We start from the raw sequence: 18,242 nt of genomic DNA on the forward strand, positions 1-18,242 counted from the left end.
GCAAAAAGCTTCTGACTGTTTCTTCCCGTCAGCAAACAGCTTCGGGCGAAAGCGGGCAGAACTGTGGAGGCCATGAGCGTAAAGGCGGGCATAGCGAACTTGTTGCATGTGGGTGGGAATAGCGCGGCGGGGCAAAAGTTCCAGCCCTAAGTTCTGCACGATTTGCAGGGTAAGGCCTCGTGCGGCAAAGAAGCCTTTTGCTGGACAAGGGTTTTGTTACTTTTGCCCTCAAAAGTAATAGGGCTCTGCGCCCAAGAGCAGACTACTGTTAATCAAAGCACGAGTCTAACCTAAGTAGAAGATCGCTTCGTACCTTACGACAATAGCAATGCTTGATGAAGTGCCCATGATCAAACACTTTCATTTATAATAAATAATCACCTACCCTAACACCATACCTATACAATCCACCTTAAATCCCCGCAATTTTTTACCTTTGCCGCATGGCATCCATTAAACCATCGGTACCAAAGGGTACCCGCGATTTTTCTCCGGCCGAAATGGCTAAGCGTAATTTTATTTTTGATACCATTAAGTCGGTCTTCCGCAAGTATGGTTATCAGCAGATAGAAACGCCGTCGATGGAAAACCTGAGCACCCTTACCGGTAAATATGGCGATGAGGGCGATAAGCTGATCTTTAAAATACTGAACAGCGGCGATTTTCTTTCAAAAGCCAATCCTGCCGCCCTTGCTGACAATGATTCAAACGCGTTAACAGCTTCTATCTCCGAAAAAGCCTTGCGTTACGATCTTACCGTTCCTTTTGCACGTTACGTTGTGCAGCACCAAAACGATATTACCTTTCCGTTCAAGCGTTTCCAGGTGCAGCCGGTATGGCGTGCTGACAGACCGCAGAAGGGCCGCTACCGCGAATTTTACCAGTGCGATGCAGATGTGGTAGGTTCTGATTCATTACTCAACGAAGCCGAATTTATACAGATCTATGATGAGGCTTTAAGCAAGCTGGGACTGCAAGATTTTACTATAAAAATCAATAATAGAAAAATACTATCAGGCATTGCGCAGGTTATAGATAAAAGTGATAGTATAATTGACCTTACTGTAGCCATTGATAAACTGGATAAAATTGGTTTAGACGGCGTTACTGCCGAGTTGCTTACCAAAGGTTTTACCGAGGCAGATATTGAGCAGTTGAAGCCTGTAATATTACTGCAAGGCACCAATACCGAAAAGCTGACAAGCTTACGTGAGGCCCTGGCTACATCAGAAATCGGTTTGAAAGGTTGTGAAGAACTGGAAACCGTGCTAAACTACATCAACATCGCTCCATTACAAAAGGCGACGCTGGAACTGGATATAACCCTGGCCCGCGGACTGAACTATTATACCGGCGCTATCTTCGAGGTGAAAACCAATGAGGCACAAATGGGGAGTATCGGCGGCGGTGGTCGTTACGATGACCTTACGGGGATGTTCGGACTGAAGAACCTAACCGGTGCAGGCATCTCTTTCGGTGCCGACAGAATTTACGACGTAATGGAAGAACTAAACCTTTTCCCTACCGAAGCTGTGCAAAGTACGCAAGTGCTGATCTGCTGCTTTGATAAAAATGCAGAGTTATATGCCCTGCCGCTATTGCAACGCCTCCGCGCATTAGATGTAAAGGCAGAGTTATACCCTGCGGGTGCCAAAATTAAAAAGCAAATGGAATATGCCAACAGCAAACAAATTGCCTACACCATCCTCATCGGCAGCGAAGAGATGGAAAGCGGCCTGCTGGCATTTAAAGATATGAACAGCGGCGAACAGCAAAAGCTGAACATCGCCCAGATCACCGAAAAGCTACAATAAACTAAAGCAACCGGATGATCGCCCTAAGCGGTCATCCGGTATTTTAAAGGGGTAAGTTTATAATGTGTACGGAACAAGCGTATAAACGAACTCGGGCACTCAAAGCCCACCATGCTCACTACCTCGTTAATAGGGTACTTGGTTGTTTTTAAAAGCTGTTGCGCCCTTTGCAACCTCAATTGTACCAAAAACTGGTGCGGCGTTAACTTAAAAGCCTGTTTAAATGTGCGCAGCAGGTGATTAACCGAAAGGCAGGCATGTTCCGCCAAATCTTCCAAACTAATGTTGCTGTTAAAATTGGTGTACAAAAACTCTTTGGCCATGTTAAGGCGGCGCAATATTTCTACACGGGTGCTGCTGTTTAAAAAGTTAAGATTGCCGGCTTTCTCCAGCACCTCGGTATTATAAATTTTATAATAATTGATAAGGCAGTGGTGCAGGTATTCGTTGATCAGCATTTCATCCTGCAAGCCATTATCCAGCCTGCTTTTAAGGTGAAAGATGTTGTACCTGATATCGCCTTTGAAAGGATAAATGGTTTCGTTAAACTCATCCTCCTGTCTTTGCAAATAGCCTTGCCCCTCTAACAACGACCTGTCGGTTTGCTCGTGGCTGTTCTTAAAGTCGTTCAAAAATTGCTGATCGAAATTAATGGAGAACGATTGCGCCGGGTCATTTGAGCCTACACTGCTGGCATAATGGGTGCCTTTGTTGAGTATCAAAAAAGAATCGGGGTAGATAGACAGGTTGCGCCTGCCGATCTGGTAGCTTTCGTTGCCGCTTAACACAAACCTGATATTAAAATCAGACGAGCATTGCATAGCATTTTGCCTGCTGCTGGTGCGGCTATATATTTTGTTATTGTTTCTTAAGGTTTTTGAGTAGTCCATGATAAGGTAGAATGTTAGTAGTCTGTGTAATCCCGTTCCTCCACAAGTAAAAATTTATTACCGCAGGGGTCTAAAAACTCGGCGACCAAACCAATCGGCAAATATTCCGGCTCCCGGCTAAACTCAATACCCGCTGTTTTAAGCTGGTGATGATCGTTCAGGCAGTCGTCGGTATTCAAAACAATGCAATTTTCGAAACTGTTATCAGGATTTTGCTTTGATACAGCAAGCAATACATCATGATTTTCGGCTTCCAATATCACGCACGATCCATCCTCATAAAGAGGCTTGTCGTCAACAATTTTAAAGCCTAATTTTTCAGTGTAAAAGCTTATCTGTTCTTCAAATTTACCCGCGTGTACGGGTATATACCTTAGTTTCATACATTATTATTACCGGCTAATTAGTAAAAACAGGAAAACGCAGGGTATACCAAAATTTTAAATAAGAGTAGCTTGAATTTTCCCGGTTAGATGTCGCAGAAAGACGGTCAGTTAATAACTTCTGATATCAAAGGTAGACTAAGTTATGGGTTATAGTATCACCCACATAGGGGGATTTTTGTGGTATAAATTAGATTAATTGACGATTAATAGCGTTAAAAGGCACTTTTTAGCATTGATAAAACGATTAATCTTTTCAACTTTAGAATACATGGAATGATTTCTTAACATTAAAGGCAGGAAAGCTTTTTATATAGGAGTGGTATTAGCTATTAGTTAAGCTTGGACATTTAGTTTACCGCTGAGGGTGCTGAGTTTTTTTAACCACACAGAGCACAAAGGTTTTCACAGAGTTACACGGAGAACCCCATCTTAACCTGTCATCTTGAACGAAGTGAAAGATCTTCTTCGCTATGGGTGTTATCCTTCCCGTCAGCAAACAGCTTCGGGCGAAAACGGGCAGAACTTTGGTGGCTATGAGCGCAAAGGCGGGCATAGCGAACTTGTTGCATGTGTGGAGGAATAGCGCGGCGGGGCAAAAGTTCCAGCCCTAAGTTCTGTTCGGTTTGCAGGGCAAGGCTTTGTGCGGTAAAGAAGCCTTTTGCTGGACAAGCCTTTTGTTACTTTTGGGCTCAAAAGTAATGGGCCTCTGCGGCCAAGAGCAGGCTGCCTTTAATTATAGCAGAACCTAAAATACTTCCTAAATCAACTTATTTTCCTTAGCTGTTTTAATGGCATCGGCACGTGAATTTACATCAAGTTTTAGGTAGATATTTTTTACATGGCTGCGTACGGTTTCGAGGTCGATGAAGAGTTCGCGGGCTATCTGGCTGCGGTTCTTGCCATCGCGAATGAGTTCGAGGATCTGGGTTTCGCGTTTGGATAGCGGCGACTCCTGGTTCTTTTGGAACGATTTGATCACCAGCTTGGCAATATTGATGCTCATAGGTCCACCGCCTTCCTTTACCTCTTTTATTGATTCAATAATACGGGATGGTGGTGTGTTTTTAGTAAGATAGCCGGATGCTCCGTTTTCAAGCGCGTTAAAAATTTGCTTTTCCGATTCGTATACGGTAAGTATCAGTATAAAACATTGAGGAAGTAACTTCTTCAACTTCGGGATAGCCTCAATGCCGTTGGTGCCTGGCATTTCAATATCCAGCAGGATCACATCTGGTTTATCGCCGGTTATTTTGCGTGCGGCATCATCGTAGGTGCTATAATGGCTCACCACCTCGTAACCATCGGCCTCACCAATTAAAAAGGCATAGCCCTGCCTTATGGTTTCGTCATCCTCAATAATACTCACTCTTATATCGCGGCTCATGGTTATCTGGTGGTTTTGGTATTAATAGTAAATTCTAAAGCAACGGTAGTACCCGCTCCCGGTGCCGATATAATTTGCAGATAGCCATTGAAACGTTTTGCACGTGTTTGTATATTTTTAATGCCATGCCCCTTAATATCCGCGTCGGCATCAAAACCTTTGCCATTATCAGTTAGCATTATACCAATGATGTTTTTATCTATCCTTATTATTTTCAACACCGCCTTGGTAGCATCAGCATGCTTCAACACATTATTGAGCGATTCCTTAAATATCATGGTGATATTGCGGTTGTACTCCATGGTTAACTTTACCAGTTCGAGGTCTTCGTTGATGTTGTCAAAGGTAAAGGCTACCGGCGTATCCTGAAATATTTCTATCCCTATTTCTTCAATATGTTTAAGGGTTTCGTACAGGTTATCACTTTTAGGGTCGAGTGCCCAAAGAATATCCTTGGTGCCATTATACAGCGCGGCCGCATTCTGCTTGATCTGCTCAACGAGGTTACGCTGCTCGGGCTTGTCGCTTTCAATTTTTACATTCAAAATTTCAGATAATACGGTGATGCGTGTAAGCTTATTACCCAGGTCATCATGGAAATCTTCCGCGGTTTGCTGGCGAATTTTGATTTTCTCTTCGCGCTTAATAGCCTCAATAGCCAACTGGCGTTGCTTTTTATTATGGTGCCAAAGGCTTTGTATAGCAATGATGAGCAGCATGATAAATATGGCTGCCACAATTTGAAAGAGGGCGGTTTTATAAAATGGCGGCACAATTTCAAAATGGAATTTGGCCGTGGTTTTTGATTGCTGCCCATCGGCATTAATGGCCTTTACCTCGAAGGTGTAACGCCCCGGCGGCAATGAAGGGTACTCTACCACGTTTGTGCTCACCGGCATTGAAAAATCACGCTCCAGCCCGGTAAGTTTATACTGATATTTTACACTTTGCGGATTGTTCAGATGTACGCCAAAAAAGGTAATAGCCAAATGGTTCTGATCAGCACTTAATTGCGGACAGGTATCGTTCTTACTGTTCAAACTGATGAGCCTCGGGGATTTATTATCTTCAAACAGCCGCGCATTTTGTATCATCACATACGGCGCAGCTCCCGACCGCATTTTAATGTCGGTATTATATATGGTGAGTCCTTTGGTATTGCCTATGAAGATCTTGCCTTTAAAAAACAGCGCGGCGTTTTGGTTTGATTCAACCACGGGTTCGTTAGCGTTGATACTTTTGAGTACCGTAGCCGAAACAGCTTTTGTATCTACCTTTAAGCGGTTCACACCCCTGCCTGTGCCTACCCATAAAATGCCCTTATCATCATTAACCAAACTGTATATCGCGTTCGATTTCAAGCCTTGCTTTTCGCCATAGTTGCGTATTTTACCGGTCGGGATATCCCAAATAAAGATTCCCCTGTCGTCGCTGCCGAAGAATACGAGGTTTTTATATTTGGCCATCCCCAAAATTGATGAGCGGGCTATAGCGCCTATTCTAAAACCGGGAACCAGCTTTTTATTTACGGCAAGCAAGGCTCCCTCCTGCGTACCGATCAGCATAGAATCGCGGCCGATAGGCAACAAGGCCGTAGTGAACGCGCTGCTGCCTTGCAGACGTGTAAGCTGTCCGTTTTGGTAATACATGCAGCCCGTGGGCGTAGCCAGCCAGATAGTGCCGGCGGTATCTTCGCCTATGCTGATGATGGTACCGCCCTCGGTACCTTTAATCATTTCATACTTGCTGCCGTCGTACTTCCAGGCGGCATCGGCGCCTATCCATAAATTGTTTTTACTGTCGGTAAATAAACCCTGTATGCGGCGCTCGTCAATACCGCCATTTTTGAAGGGCATAGGGCTAAGTAAACCGTTGGCATAGCTCAGCAAACCGGCATCGGTACCTAAAATAACTTCGCCATTGCGGCCGGGCGCTATACCCATTACTACCTGGTTGTTGGTTAAGCCGTTACTGCGATCATACGTAACGTGGTCATCACCCTCAAACTTAAAAATACCACTGCCCGATGTGGCCAGCCACAGGTTATTATCGGCATCTTTAAAAACATCGGTCACCGGGTTATCGGTTAAACCATTTTTAGCAGTAAAGTGTATGGCTTTGCCTTGTTTAAGGTAATAAGCGCCATTGTTGGTGCCTATCCACAGGTTATTATCAGCATCCTGATCAAAACTTAAAAAGGATGTACCCGATGGTAACATAGTGCTCGCGGTAAGCGGGTTCAGCATGCCGCCCCGCGCTGTAAACAAGCCCTTAAGCGACAGGATGTAAAGTGTTTTCGCATCTTCCCTGTCAAACGCGAACTTCATTACATGGATAGGGTCTGCCTCATCAGCAAAATTTACGTAAGGTTGCCAGGTGTGATCATTAAGGGAGTAAATGCCTTTTCTGTACAGCGCGGCATATAGTTTACCCTGTTTATCGGCCATTACGCTGGTTACGCCATGGTCGTTATCACCAAACGAAACCAACTCCAGCGCTTTGCCCTGAACCTTAAACAAATGATTGTTCAGGATGATCCATACATCGCCTTTTTTATCCTGCGCTATTTGCGTAACCCAGGTGTTTTTCATGCCTGCAGGCGGCGGAAAGTTATATACTTTTTGATTTTTAAAAAGCGACAAACCACGATGCGTACCAAACCACACCGCTCCCGATTTATCGGTAAATACGGCGTAAACAAAATTATTATTCAGGCCGTTGGCTTTTGAAATATTGTAATAGTCTTTACCATCAAACCGGGCCGCGCCGCCGAGGGTGCCCATCCATAAACGATGCGCGTTATCCTGCGCGAGGCGGTTCACCTGCGATTGTATCAGGCCGTTCTCGATATCGTAATGGGTAAAATTATAACGCTGGGCATTTGCCGTATTATAAAAAAAACAGCCTGTAAGGCACAAAAATGCAATAATGCGCAAGTAAAAACGGTATAGGGGTATTTGCAATGCTATCAAATTAATTATATGCCTGTGGCGGGTATTTACCAACGTTAAAGTACAATATATTAAAAATAAAAAAATCACCCCATAAGGGTGATTAGTAAGGTCAGTAATTAGATGGTTCTTAGTGCTTTATTGTTACTGTTTTGTACTGGCAGTTACCGGCATAGTTGCTTCGTCGCCTTTTGATTCTTTAAAGAATTTATATACCTGGGTGATCTTCCACTCGTTATCAGCATTTTTTTGAATGGTTAAATAGTTGCATTGGCAGGTATTACCATAAACAAAGTGAACACGGGCTAATACCACAGCATCGCTTTCAGCTAATATTTCGTAGTTCGACTCACAATTTTGTTGTGTGCCGGCTTCGGCTTTCATTTGTTTAATAAGGTTTTGTTTGCTTTGGATATATGTTTTTTCGCCGCGCGGAATTTTAAAGGTAGCGTCGTCGCTCAATATACGATCGAGTTTTTTAGAGTCGGCCGTCATGTGGCAATCTATAAACTGTTTTACAATGTTGTTGTAGGCCACTGAGTTTGGAGCGCCCGGCCCGTCGAAACCAAATACTGTTGCTGTTGCTAACAGACATATTACACAAAACAGCGTGAACTTACTTTTCATGGTGATAATTATTTTAACCAAAGTTGGGCATGAAAGTAAGCCGCCGATGTGCGGAAAACACTTTGCTGATATGCGAATAACACCAATGTGGCGTATTTAACAATTTATAAACCAATAGTTTAGGCGCGGTTAATATTTAATGACGGTGAAGTGATAATATAATTACTAATATTGCAAATGCAACATGGTTGCTTTTTGTTATGAAAGGAAAAATTCACTCCGGGTTAGATACTATAGGCATGACCGCCTCATTACTTTGTGCCGTACATTGCGCGCTTGTGCCGCTTTTACTTACCGCCCTGCCGCTTTTGGGCATTGGCTTTTTAGCTAATGAATGGGTTGAGATCTCCATGATCGGCCTGTCGGCAATAATTGGCTGTATAGCATTGATCACTACCTTTAAAAGGCATTATAGTTATACCCCGCTTATTACGCTGGTAACAGGGTTTGTGCTGATTTTTACCGGGCATGCCCTAAGCAATGCCGCCTGGGAGCATATTATGGTACCGCTCGGCGGCCTTACCATTGCAGCGGCACATTACATTAATTGGCGTTTATATACACACCAATGTGCCGATACCAACGTTATACCTTAAAAATGTTAATTTTGCATGCAAATGATGCAGGAAGAATTTAATACGTTACTGGAGAAGCACCACCTTAAAAAAACAGGTCCGCGATTGAGCGTGCTTTCTGTTTTGCGCTCGCGCGATATGGCTACTTCGCAACCCGAACTGGAAGAAATTTTAGGGAAAGAGATTGACCGGGTTACCCTGTACCGCGTATTAAGCACTTTTGAAGAAAAAGGCATCATCCATAAAGTCCTCGATTTAAAGGGCACCGCTAACTACGCCATCTGCTCAGCAAAATGCAACGAACACGAGCACCACGATGAACACGTACATTTCAACTGCACCGACTGTAACCACATTTATTGCCTCGACGGGCACGTACACCTGCCCGAGATTAGCGTACCTAAAGGTTTCAAAAGCACATCGGTTAATTTGAGCGTATATGGGGTGTGTAGTAAGTGCAATAAAAAGGCAGAGTAAAGGGTAGGGGAGTTACCGCTGAAGTATTGCGTAGTTTTAAAGAGCTGGTCTTTTGTTGTCGATGTATGTTGCAGTAAATTTGATTACAATTTAAGGCACTCTTTCTCGGACGTAATTCCAATTTTACTCATACCTCAACGCCTCTACCGGGTCGAGCTTTGAGGCTTTTTTGGCAGGGTAATAACCCGAGAGCAGGCCGATAATTGTACATAGCATTATGGCTACAAACAGCCATAGCCACGGTACGGCGAATACGCCGCTGATGTTTACCGCTACCAGGTTGCCTATACCCATGCCTAAAATAATACCGGCAACCCCGCCAATAAGGCATATTACAATAGCTTCGATCAAGAATTGTTTACGTATTACTGATGGCGTTGCACCGATAGATTTCCGCAAGCCTATTTCGCGTGTGCGTTCGGTTACCGATACCAGCATAATATTCATGAGGCCAATGGCGGCGCCGATGAGCGTGATGATACTGATGGCAAAGCCTGCCGCGGTGATACCGCCCATTTGCGAGGCAAGTTCTTTCTGGATAGAATCGCTTCGTGATATTTCGAAATTATTATCCTGGTTAATATTCAGGCCGCGGATATTACGGAACAGCGAGATCGCCTCCCCTACGCTGGCATCCAGCGCTTCGGGACCGCCAACTATTACAGTGAGTTCGAAGGAAGGATTAGCAGTAGTGGCGATCTGTTTAGCTTTCAGCACCGGGATCAGCGCGGTACGGTCGCCGCTTGATTGTGACCCCGAACCTTTTGATGCGATAACGCCAATGATCCTGAACCTGTTATTGCCTAAAAAGATGGATTTGTTCACCGCGTCGCTATCCTTAAAAAGGGTTTTCTTTATTTCTTCGCCTATAATGGCCACGTTATCGCCGTGCTCCAGTTCAGATGATGAAAAATTACGGCCGAAAGATAGCTTGTATCCGCTCGTGATCAGGTAGTTTTCGTTAGTACCCAATACAGATACATTGGGGTTGGTTTTTTTGTTGCCAAGCTTACCCACGGCATTGCCGGTAACTGATAAATTGATAGAGGTGGATACCGGTAGTTTAAACAATTTCTGAAAACGTTCGGCCTGATCGTAACGCAGCGGAGGGTTTACCTTTTTTTGTCCGCCCGGGCCAAAGTTAAAATTATCGTTACGGTTACGTATGGTAAAGGAGTTTGCCCCTAAGCCCGCGAAGGTATCGTTAGTATATTGTTTAAGTCCCTCAATAGCGGTAAGTATACCCACCAATGCCATAATACCTATGGCGATAATAAGCGCGGTAAGTGAAGTACGCAGTTTGTTGCCCCCGATAGATTGCAGGGCGATGGATACATTTTCGCAAAGAGTAGTTTTTACCGGCATATTAAAATGAGTGACTCGTATGTGTTTGACTACGTTATGATGTTATTTGTTACAAGCCTGTTTCAAGTAAATTTAGGTGGAAATAAGATGGAAAGTTTTTTAAATTGCTTCTCTAAACCAATTACTACCATGAACATCATCAAAACAACCTTATTATGCAGCTTTATGTTGCTCCTCGAATTAGCTGCTTCGGCACAAGAAAAACGTGAAAAAGCACTGGTAGATAGCGGAAATATATTCCATTTTGTTGATATGCGCGATATCAACGGCAATCTTATTAAACCAAACGAGCTTGCAGGTAAAACGGTAGTAATGAATTTTTGGTTTATTGGTTGCCCACCCTGTGTATTCGAGTTGCCTATGCTCAGCAAAATAGCCGAAGATTATAAGGATGATAAAAACAAGGTGTTTATTGCCGTTTCTTTAGATAAGCCGGCGGAGCTAAAAGAGTTTTTAAAGAAACATCCATTTGCCTACCATTTAATAGCTAACGGCCTTCCCCTGGCTAATAGTTACGGCATAGTAACCGAGCCGCTTAATTTGGTGATCAATAAAGAAGGTATCATCGTTTTTAACAGTTATGGCTATGGGGTAGCATCGGTACCGGGCAGGATAGAGGATGTGCTGAAAACATTATAATAACCCACAAAAAAAGCGATGTGTTTTTAAACGCATCGCTTTTGCTTAATATTAATAGAATACTTTTTATACCGAGAACGAAGTGCCGCAACCGCAGGTGCTGGCAGCATTAGGGTTGTTAAAGGTAAATCCACGCGCGTTTAAGCCATCCTGAAAATCAATTTGCATACCTACAAGGTACAGGCCGTGGGCTTTATGCATAAATACTCTTATGCCATCAATTTCATATTCCTGGTCGCCGTCTTTCTTTTGGTCGAAACCCAAAATATAGTTCATGCCCGAACAACCCCCACCTTCAACACCAACGCGTAAGCCGAAATCATCGCCTATTTCCTGCTGGTCCTTTAATTTAAAAAGTTCTTTTACTGCACCCGGGGTGAAGCTAACCGGAGCGATTTCAACAGCTATACTCATCTTATTTTTAATTAACTACACAAATATAATGTAAAATACGGATTTTTGTTAACACAGGCCTGTTTATGACCGGGGCTTAACATTTCAATCTATGGCAGTATATCCGCTTTTGTTAGACATTTTAAAATACACACTTTCGGGACTTGGCGTAGTTTACGCCGCCTTTTACCTTGCAAAACCTTATCTTGATCGTGCCGAAAAAACACAACTACTTGATTATAAGAAAAGCCTGAACGCGCAAACCCTCCCATTAAAACTGCAAGCTTATGAGCGTGTTGTTTTATTTGTAGAGCGGGTTAACCCTGCCAATATGCTTGTCCGCTTAAATAACCCCGCTTATTCAGCAGCCGAACTGCATGGCCTTATTGTAACCGAACTGCGTAACGAGTTTCAGCATAACATCACCCAGCAAATATATGTAAGCAGCCGTGCCTGGGGCTTGGTAAAGCGTGTAAAGGATGATACCTTGAGCATCGCTAACAACGCCATAAAGGCCCTGCCCGAAAATGCTACCGGCCTCGATTTGGCCAAAACCATATTGGGGCAGTTGAGCCGGTTGGAGGATAACCCTTACGATATTGCGCTAAGTCTCATCCGCAAGGATCTGGAAGACCTGTTTTAAACACCAGCCATGAGCGATAAAAAATTCACCACCACTTCGGGCATCCGTATTGCAGAGGTTTACACCAAGCCTTCAGAGATGAACGAACTGCCGGGTGAATTTCCCTACACGCGAGGCATCCAAAAAAACATGTACCGCGGCAAACCGTGGACCATGCGCCAGTACGCAGGCTTTTCAACCGCCGAAGAATCAAATAAGCGCTATCATTACCTGCTTAGCCAAGGCACCATGGGCCTTTCGGTGGCGTTCGACCTGCCAACACAGATAGGGTATGACAGCGACCATGAACTGGCCGAGGGTGAAGTAGGCAAGGTAGGCGTGGCTATCGACTCATTAAAGGATATGGAGATCCTCTTCAATGGCATCGAGCTACAGAGCATCACTACCTCCATGACAATTAATGCCACGGCCGCCATTTTGCTGGCTATGTACATAACGCTGGCCAAAAAGCAGGGTGCCGATATTACGCAGATCTCGGGTACCATACAGAACGATATATTAAAGGAGTACGCCGCGCGGGGCACCTACATTTATCCGCCCGCGCCATCTATGCGGCTCATTACCGATATTTTTGAATATTGTAGTAAAGAAGTACCTAAGTGGAATACCATCTCCATTTCGGGCTACCATATAAGGGAGGCAGGCTCAACTGCTGTGCAGGAACTGGCCTTTACGCTGGCCAATGGTAAGGCGTATTTACAGGCCGCCCTTGATAAGGGGCTTGATATCAATGTATTCGCCAAGAGACTGTCATTCTTTTTTAACTGCCATAATAATTTTTTCGAAGAAATAGCCAAATTTCGCGCCGCCCGGCGCATGTGGGCGCACATCACCCAAAAACTGGGAGCTACTGATGAAAGTGCCCAAAAACTGCGTTTTCATACCCAAACAGGCGGTTCAACCCTCACGGCGCAGCAACCAATGAACAACATAGTGCGTATAAGCAACCAGGCGCTGGCAGCAGTACTGGGGGGCACACAATCATTACATACCAACGGGTATGATGAAGCCCTTTCGCTGCCTACCGAGGCCGCCGCTAAAATAGCATTACGCACACAGCAGATCATCGCTTTTGAAAGCGGCGTTACCGATACGGTAGACCCGCTGGCAGGCTCGTATTTTGTAGAGGCGTTAACCGACGAAATGGAAAAAGCCGCGCAGGTATATATTGATAAGATAGATGCCATGGGCGGATCGGTAAAGGCTATTGAGCAGGATTATATTCAGCAGGAAATAGCCGCGGCCGCCTACGAATATCAAAACGGGATAGAGAGCGGGGAGCGTGTTTTGGTAGGCGTAAACCGCTTTACCCAGGCCGAAGAATTGCAGCAAAATGTGTTTAGGGTTGATGATGCCATACGCAGGCAGCAGATGGATAAGCTGGTGCTTTTACGGCAGCAGCGCGACAATGCCGGGGTAGAAAAAAGCCTGCAAAATTTAAAAATTGCAGCACAGGGAAATGACAACCTAATGCCATTTATTATGGTGGCGGTAGAGCAATATGCCACGCTTGGCGAAATTGCTGACACGCTACGTTCCGTTTTTGGCGAATACTGACAGGCGGGTTTCTGCCACTGTCAGTATGTGGAAAGTTGTTCACATTTTATTCCGCCTAAAACCAGTATGTTACGATTTTGTTAACACTGACAGGGCTGCCATGGCGCAAGAATTGTGGAGAGAGCCTGCCTTACGGAATGGCAGATATTTGAATAAAAACTGGCTAAAAAGGTTGAATAATAATAACAAAAATTGACTTATAATTGAAAAGGAGTCGATTGCGATTTTTGCTACGAATAGTACGTTTTTGTGATGAATTTGCAGCAAAAAGAGTGTTAAGCTTTCAAAAATTTAATTTTTTAAAAAGTTCAAATTTAATTTTTTAATCAGCTTTTTTTTTGAATATTCGATGTTCCGTAGCAACCCCATAAGAAGTTCTGCTGGGGTTTTGAATATCAATATTTTACTGAAATCTATATATGGAAAAAACTTGTACGAACGTTTGGAATAGCTGTCTTCAGATAATAAAAGACAACATCCCGGCACAAAGCTTTAAAACCTGGTTCGAACCAATTAAAGCTTTACGCATGGAAGGTAGCGTTCTGACGATACAAGTACCCAGCCTTTTTTTCTATGAGTGGCTGGAGGAGCATTATGTTGGCCTGTTACGCAAAACCATTAAAAAACAATTAGGCGATGAAGGACGTTTAGAATACAACATTGTTGTAGAGCAATCTTCCTCAAGTAAGCCATATACCACTAATATGCCTTCGAACGGGAATGGAGCTGAATCAAAAAATCAGTCTATGCCGATACCGATTTCAATTAACAAGGATATTAAGAACCCGTTTGTAATACCGGGACTGAAAAAACTGAACGTTGACCCTCAGCTTAACCGTAACTATACCTTCGAAAATTTTGTAGAAGGCGATTGCAACCGTTTAGCGCGTTCGGCCGGTTATGCTGTTGCGGCAAAACCCGGAGGCACCTCTTTTAACCCGCTGATGATATACGGTGGGGTTGGCTTAGGTAAAACCCACCTGGCACATGCCATAGGTAACGAAATAAGGAATACCCTGCCCGATAAACTGGTGCTGTATGTATCGTGCGAGAAATTTACCCAACAGTTTGTTGACGCGCTGAAGCATAATAACATTAACGATTTTGTGAATTTTTACCAGGCCATTGATGTATTGATCATGGATGACGTACACAACTTTGCCGGTAAAGAAAAAACACAGGATTTCTTCTTCCATATCTTCAACCACCTGCATCAATCGGGCAAACAACTGATCATTACATCAGATAAAGCGCCTAAAGATCTTTCAGGTTTAGAAGAACGCCTGTTATCGAGATTTAAATGGGGCCTTTCGGCAGATTTGCAGATCCCTGATCTGGAAACCCGTATGGCTATCCTTAAAAATAAGATCTACCAGGATGGTATCGAACTATCAAACGATGTGGTTGAATATGTAGCCCATAATATTGATAACAACGTACGTGAGCTGGAAGGCGCAATGGTATCATTACTGGCGCAATCAACCCTTAACCGTAAGGAGATTGACCTGAACCTGGCTAAGCAAATGCTGAAGAATTTTGTAAAGAACTCTTCAAAAGAAATTTCAATGGAATACATCCAGAGCCTGGTTTGCGAGTATTTTGAAGTGCCTATTGAAATGGTTAAATCACAAACCCGTAAGCGCGAAATTGTACAGGCAAGGCAAATATCAATGTACCTGGCAAAGGCGCATACCAAAAGCTCATTAAAATCAATCGGTACCTTCTTCGGCGGCCGCGATCACTCAACGGTTATCTACGCTTGCCAAACGGTAGAAGATTTAATAGATACCGACAAAAAATTTAAAGGCTACGTAGCCGATATTCAAAAGAAGCTAAAAATGAGTTGAGTTTTTGAGGCGCGAAAGCGCTGATGAACACCATACTTAAACAATATAACGAGCCCCGCCAAAAACGGGGCTTTTTTTGTTTAGTGATTTTAAACCATAGATTAAGCCGGTAGTCATACAAAGGCAGGGCAGTTTTGCAAAACTGCCCTGAAAACCTATATTAGCTTAAACTAACCATTTTGTCACATAAATCAACGGTTTCGTCACATTTGCTTTTGCATGCGGGGCCTATCATCTACCTTTCACAAAATAACTTATGAAACCCCTTCCCCGTTTTAACTCGGCTTGTAGCAGCTTTTTAATAGCCATGCTTTTTTGCTGTTTTTTCGCCTTGGAAAGTATTGCCCAGCCGGTTAATATAGCCAAGGGAAAACAATTTGCTATAAAATTGACCCGGATAATGAAAGTTAGGGACAGTGCACACATTGAAGAAACATATCTGTTTAAATCCTTAGGTAAGGAAGCCAACGGCGATTCGGAATTTGAAGTTAAATTAGTTGCTGTCAATAATAGTGCGGTTGTAAATGGGATACGCGAGGGTGTGAATACCAATGATATTAAAAAAACAGGATTTAGTTCTTCTTCTGTAATTTTAACAATGGCCTTGTTGTATCAGCCGCTTTATATTACTATAAACCCCAAGGGCGAGCTTATAAAATTAACAGGGTTCAAAGAGCTTGTTAAAAAAGCGGCTGTTAAATGGCAATTAGACGAAGAGCTGACTACCATGATCGCCGAAGATGAGCCTTTTATTAACACGACATTGCAATGGTTTTTTTTGAACCTGCCCGATAAAAGAATTAATTACAACGCTGAATGGAAATGGTGGAACTCTACTTTTAAAGTAACCGGTATAAAAGGAGCCTTACTGGAAATAACGGCAAAGCCTGATTCAGCTATCAATACAATTTCCGGAACTTATTTATTTAATGACGTTACCGGTTTAATTGAAAAGGCAAATACCCGAACTCTCTTTAAAGCCGACAATGGAAGTCAGTGGGTAGAAGATTATGCACAGGAAGTTAACTACAACGCTACCCCGGTGGTAACTGATACGGCTTGGATAAACATGGCTGTAAAAATGAGTTCGTGGAGCGATGCCCTACGTGTCAACAATAAGCCGAAGCAAAAAGAGCTATTAGCTTATTTTAAGGAGAATGACAAGCCTTTCAGAAATGATGCCCACTACCGCTCAAGAAAACTGAGTATGATACAAGACCTTGATGACAAAAACAAAAGCAATACTTATGATAGCTTGTTGTTTAGTACGCCTAATGCATTATTAACTGCTATGCCGCATCATACATCTAATAAGCTGTTAAAAATAATGGATAATCCCGCCGGATCGCTGGATTCTGCTTTGGCGGTAACCCGATTTTTTTATACAAGTGATCAGTTTAACGATTGGGTGCAGCATTCGTTCTCGCAAGATTTTAAACCGTGGGATGAAGCAGGCAACCGTGACTTTTTAAGAAAAAGAGATTCATCTGAGGCAGCGATCGATAAAGCGATGATCGAAATAAAAACTAATCATAAACGATCGCGTCAGCTTTTGCAAATGTACCAGGCGGCTAAGGAGCCCTTGTTAATTCGCAAAAAAACGGAGGCTTTGTATTTATGGGTATTGGCGCAGGAGCAAAAGGGCAAGCCACAATCGCTTATCAACATAGCCAACAAGCTTGGCAAAATGACGGAGAAAGATATGCTGTTGAACAATGGCGGACGGTATAACCTGCTCGTTTATAACTTACTGGTTGATGCCAAAAGAATAAAAGAAGCGAATAGCCTGTTACAAATTACCCTGCAAAAACTTGAGGCAAATACGGCAGACGAATTAAACGGTAACAGGTATGCCGATCAAAACCTGCTGGCATACGCTTATTATTTGCAATACCTGGCTGCTAAACCGGCCGATTCGGTAAAGGCGCTTAAATATTTGGCCAAGGCTGCCGCGTACTCACCCAAAACAAAGAATCAGGAAGATGTCACCAGCTTTTACGACAGAAGTTTTTTCCTCAACGCGAAGGAAAGCTATCGTGATGATTTTATTCAAAAGCTGTTCGCTATTGGCGATAAAGAACAAGCGTTGGCTATAATTGCCGAACACCTGAATGCTAACCCGCAAAATATTGCCGACGTGCAGGAGCTGTTTACGAAATATGTACCCGAAAGAAGCTTTAAAGACTTTTTCGCCAAAGGTGTTGTGGGTATTTGGGAGCCTGCCCCCAATTTTAAACTGAAAGATATTGACGGTAAGGAACGCGCGTTAAGCGACTATAAAGACAAATGGCTGGTGCTCGATTTTTGGGGAACATGGTGCGGTCCATGCCGTGCAGAAATGCCGCGCGTAAACGAGTTTAACAACCAGGTAGTAGGCGGAGAACTTGCCGGGGTAAACTTTATGAGTATTTCCTGTTACGATACCGAGGAAAAGATCAAATCGTTCTTAACAGAAAATAAATACAGTATTCCGGTGTTGGTGTCGGATAATGTGGTACAGCGGAATTATAAAATAACAGGCTATCCATCCAAAATATTGATATCGCCGGATGGCGGGATGCTGCCTGTAAAACACGGTACCGACTGGCGTGCGGTTATTAAAACATTCAGCCAGTTATATGCCGCAAATTGATGTAACAAAATGAGCCTGTTTTAGTCTTATTTTAAACAAGTTAAACCTTCACAAAACATACC

Annotated in this window: 16 protein-coding genes; 9 read left to right on the forward strand and 7 right to left on the reverse strand. The window is 43.4% G+C overall.

Translation table 11 applies throughout. The annotated features are described in order from the left end of the window. The first annotated feature begins 443 nt into the window (after nucleotides 1-443). The gene (hisS, locus tag ABD894_RS24565) at nucleotides 444-1,814 is read left to right on the forward strand and encodes a histidine--tRNA ligase (protein WP_345213742.1); all 1,371 of its coding nucleotides are present in this window, start codon (nucleotides 444-446) and stop codon (nucleotides 1,812-1,814) included. A 23-nt stretch (nucleotides 1,815-1,837) separates the two neighbouring features. Here the strand turns inward: hisS and ABD894_RS24570 are convergent, their stop codons facing one another. Together ABD894_RS24570 and ABD894_RS24575 are read right to left on the reverse strand one after the other, a co-directional pair. Further along, nucleotides 1,838-2,704 (reverse strand): helix-turn-helix domain-containing protein, encoded by an 867-nt coding sequence (locus ABD894_RS24570; protein ID WP_345213743.1) that lies wholly within the window; start codon nucleotides 2,702-2,704, stop codon nucleotides 1,838-1,840. Between the two features lie 14 nt (nucleotides 2,705-2,718). Continuing rightward, the gene (locus tag ABD894_RS24575) at nucleotides 2,719-3,087 is read right to left on the reverse strand and encodes a VOC family protein (RefSeq protein WP_345213744.1); all 369 of its coding nucleotides are present in this window, start codon (nucleotides 3,085-3,087) and stop codon (nucleotides 2,719-2,721) included. 454 nt (nucleotides 3,088-3,541) lie between these two features. On the opposite strand from ABD894_RS24575, the gene ABD894_RS24580 reads away from it, so the two are divergent. Continuing rightward, nucleotides 3,542-3,673 carry a hypothetical protein gene (locus tag ABD894_RS24580; protein ID WP_345213745.1) on the forward strand — a complete coding sequence of 44 codons (132 nt, stop codon included), beginning with the start codon at nucleotides 3,542-3,544 and terminating at the stop codon, nucleotides 3,671-3,673. A gap of 174 nt (nucleotides 3,674-3,847) precedes the next feature. On the opposite strand, the gene ABD894_RS24585 is transcribed toward ABD894_RS24580, so the two are convergent. From ABD894_RS24585 to ABD894_RS24595, 3 genes are all read right to left on the reverse strand, one after another. Then, a complete protein-coding gene (locus ABD894_RS24585; RefSeq protein ID WP_345213746.1) occupies nucleotides 3,848-4,474 on the reverse strand; it encodes a response regulator in 627 nt (208 codons plus the stop codon). Between the two features lie 2 nt (nucleotides 4,475-4,476). Continuing rightward, nucleotides 4,477-7,437: a ligand-binding sensor domain-containing protein gene (locus ABD894_RS24590; RefSeq protein ID WP_345213747.1), complete on the reverse strand. Its 2,961-nt coding sequence runs from the start codon at nucleotides 7,435-7,437 to the stop codon at nucleotides 4,477-4,479. 132 nt (nucleotides 7,438-7,569) lie between these two features. Beyond that, complete coding sequence (locus ABD894_RS24595) at nucleotides 7,570-8,052, reverse strand: nuclear transport factor 2 family protein (RefSeq protein ID WP_345213748.1); 483 nt, start codon at nucleotides 8,050-8,052, stop codon at nucleotides 7,570-7,572. A gap of 200 nt (nucleotides 8,053-8,252) precedes the next feature. Between ABD894_RS24595 and ABD894_RS24600 the strand changes: the two genes are divergently transcribed. Both ABD894_RS24600 and ABD894_RS24605 read left to right on the forward strand, forming a co-directional pair. Next, on the forward strand, nucleotides 8,253-8,648 hold the full coding sequence (locus tag ABD894_RS24600) for a MerC domain-containing protein (protein WP_345213749.1): 396 nt from the start codon (nucleotides 8,253-8,255) through the stop codon (nucleotides 8,646-8,648). Nucleotides 8,649-8,669: 21 nt separating this feature from the next. After that, nucleotides 8,670-9,104, forward strand: coding sequence for a Fur family transcriptional regulator (locus tag ABD894_RS24605; RefSeq protein ID WP_345213750.1), 435 nt, complete (start codon nucleotides 8,670-8,672; stop codon nucleotides 9,102-9,104). A 123-nt stretch (nucleotides 9,105-9,227) separates the two neighbouring features. On the opposite strand, the gene ABD894_RS24610 is transcribed toward ABD894_RS24605, so the two are convergent. Then, the gene (locus ABD894_RS24610; protein WP_345213751.1) at nucleotides 9,228-10,469 is read right to left on the reverse strand and encodes an ABC transporter permease; all 1,242 of its coding nucleotides are present in this window, start codon (nucleotides 10,467-10,469) and stop codon (nucleotides 9,228-9,230) included. 129 nt (nucleotides 10,470-10,598) lie between these two features. On the opposite strand from ABD894_RS24610, the gene ABD894_RS24615 reads away from it, so the two are divergent. Beyond that, on the forward strand, nucleotides 10,599-11,108 hold the full coding sequence (locus tag ABD894_RS24615) for a peroxiredoxin family protein (RefSeq protein ID WP_345213752.1): 510 nt from the start codon (nucleotides 10,599-10,601) through the stop codon (nucleotides 11,106-11,108). Nucleotides 11,109-11,174: 66 nt separating this feature from the next. Here the strand turns inward: ABD894_RS24615 and ABD894_RS24620 are convergent, their stop codons facing one another. Further along, the gene (locus ABD894_RS24620; protein WP_345213753.1) at nucleotides 11,175-11,522 is read right to left on the reverse strand and encodes a HesB/IscA family protein; all 348 of its coding nucleotides are present in this window, start codon (nucleotides 11,520-11,522) and stop codon (nucleotides 11,175-11,177) included. Between the two features lie 91 nt (nucleotides 11,523-11,613). Between ABD894_RS24620 and ABD894_RS24625 the strand changes: the two genes are divergently transcribed. From ABD894_RS24625 to ABD894_RS24640, 4 genes are all read left to right on the forward strand, one after another. Continuing rightward, nucleotides 11,614-12,144 (forward strand): DUF7935 family protein, encoded by a 531-nt coding sequence (locus ABD894_RS24625; protein WP_345213754.1) that lies wholly within the window; start codon nucleotides 11,614-11,616, stop codon nucleotides 12,142-12,144. Nucleotides 12,145-12,153: 9 nt separating this feature from the next. Beyond that, nucleotides 12,154-13,701 (forward strand): acyl-CoA mutase large subunit family protein, encoded by a 1,548-nt coding sequence (locus ABD894_RS24630; protein ID WP_345213755.1) that lies wholly within the window; start codon nucleotides 12,154-12,156, stop codon nucleotides 13,699-13,701. A gap of 419 nt (nucleotides 13,702-14,120) precedes the next feature. Further along, nucleotides 14,121-15,548: a chromosomal replication initiator protein DnaA gene (gene dnaA / locus ABD894_RS24635; RefSeq protein WP_345213756.1), complete on the forward strand. Its 1,428-nt coding sequence runs from the start codon at nucleotides 14,121-14,123 to the stop codon at nucleotides 15,546-15,548. 400 nt (nucleotides 15,549-15,948) lie between these two features. Continuing rightward, nucleotides 15,949-18,180, forward strand: coding sequence for a TlpA family protein disulfide reductase (locus ABD894_RS24640; RefSeq protein WP_345213757.1), 2,232 nt, complete (start codon nucleotides 15,949-15,951; stop codon nucleotides 18,178-18,180). Nucleotides 18,181-18,242: the final 62 nt, after the last annotated feature.

It is taken from the genome of Mucilaginibacter gynuensis (assembly GCF_039541195.1).
GTDB lineage: Bacteria > Bacteroidota > Bacteroidia > Sphingobacteriales > Sphingobacteriaceae > Mucilaginibacter > Mucilaginibacter gynuensis.

Excerpts from the sequence above, each read along its gene's own strand:
- hisS (WP_345213742.1), top strand. The coding sequence starts at position 444 with ATGGCATCCATTAAACCATCGGTACCAAAGGGTACCCGCGATTTTTCT.
- ABD894_RS24570 (WP_345213743.1), bottom strand. The coding sequence starts at position 2,704 with ATGGACTACTCAAAAACCTTAAGAAACAATAACAAAATATATAGCCGC.
- ABD894_RS24575 (WP_345213744.1), bottom strand. The coding sequence starts at position 3,087 with ATGAAACTAAGGTATATACCCGTACACGCGGGTAAATTTGAAGAACAG.
- ABD894_RS24585 (WP_345213746.1), bottom strand. The coding sequence starts at position 4,474 with ATGAGCCGCGATATAAGAGTGAGTATTATTGAGGATGACGAAACCATA.
- ABD894_RS24595 (WP_345213748.1), bottom strand. The coding sequence starts at position 8,052 with ATGAAAAGTAAGTTCACGCTGTTTTGTGTAATATGTCTGTTAGCAACA.
- ABD894_RS24600 (WP_345213749.1), top strand. The coding sequence starts at position 8,253 with ATGAAAGGAAAAATTCACTCCGGGTTAGATACTATAGGCATGACCGCC.
- ABD894_RS24605 (WP_345213750.1), top strand. The coding sequence starts at position 8,670 with ATGATGCAGGAAGAATTTAATACGTTACTGGAGAAGCACCACCTTAAA.
- ABD894_RS24610 (WP_345213751.1), bottom strand. The coding sequence starts at position 10,469 with ATGCCGGTAAAAACTACTCTTTGCGAAAATGTATCCATCGCCCTGCAA.
- ABD894_RS24615 (WP_345213752.1), top strand. The coding sequence starts at position 10,599 with ATGAACATCATCAAAACAACCTTATTATGCAGCTTTATGTTGCTCCTC.
- ABD894_RS24620 (WP_345213753.1), bottom strand. The coding sequence starts at position 11,522 with ATGAGTATAGCTGTTGAAATCGCTCCGGTTAGCTTCACCCCGGGTGCA.
- ABD894_RS24625 (WP_345213754.1), top strand. The coding sequence starts at position 11,614 with ATGGCAGTATATCCGCTTTTGTTAGACATTTTAAAATACACACTTTCG.
- ABD894_RS24630 (WP_345213755.1), top strand. The coding sequence starts at position 12,154 with ATGAGCGATAAAAAATTCACCACCACTTCGGGCATCCGTATTGCAGAG.
- dnaA (WP_345213756.1), top strand. The coding sequence starts at position 14,121 with ATGGAAAAAACTTGTACGAACGTTTGGAATAGCTGTCTTCAGATAATA.
- ABD894_RS24640 (WP_345213757.1), top strand. The coding sequence starts at position 15,949 with ATGAAAGTTAGGGACAGTGCACACATTGAAGAAACATATCTGTTTAAA.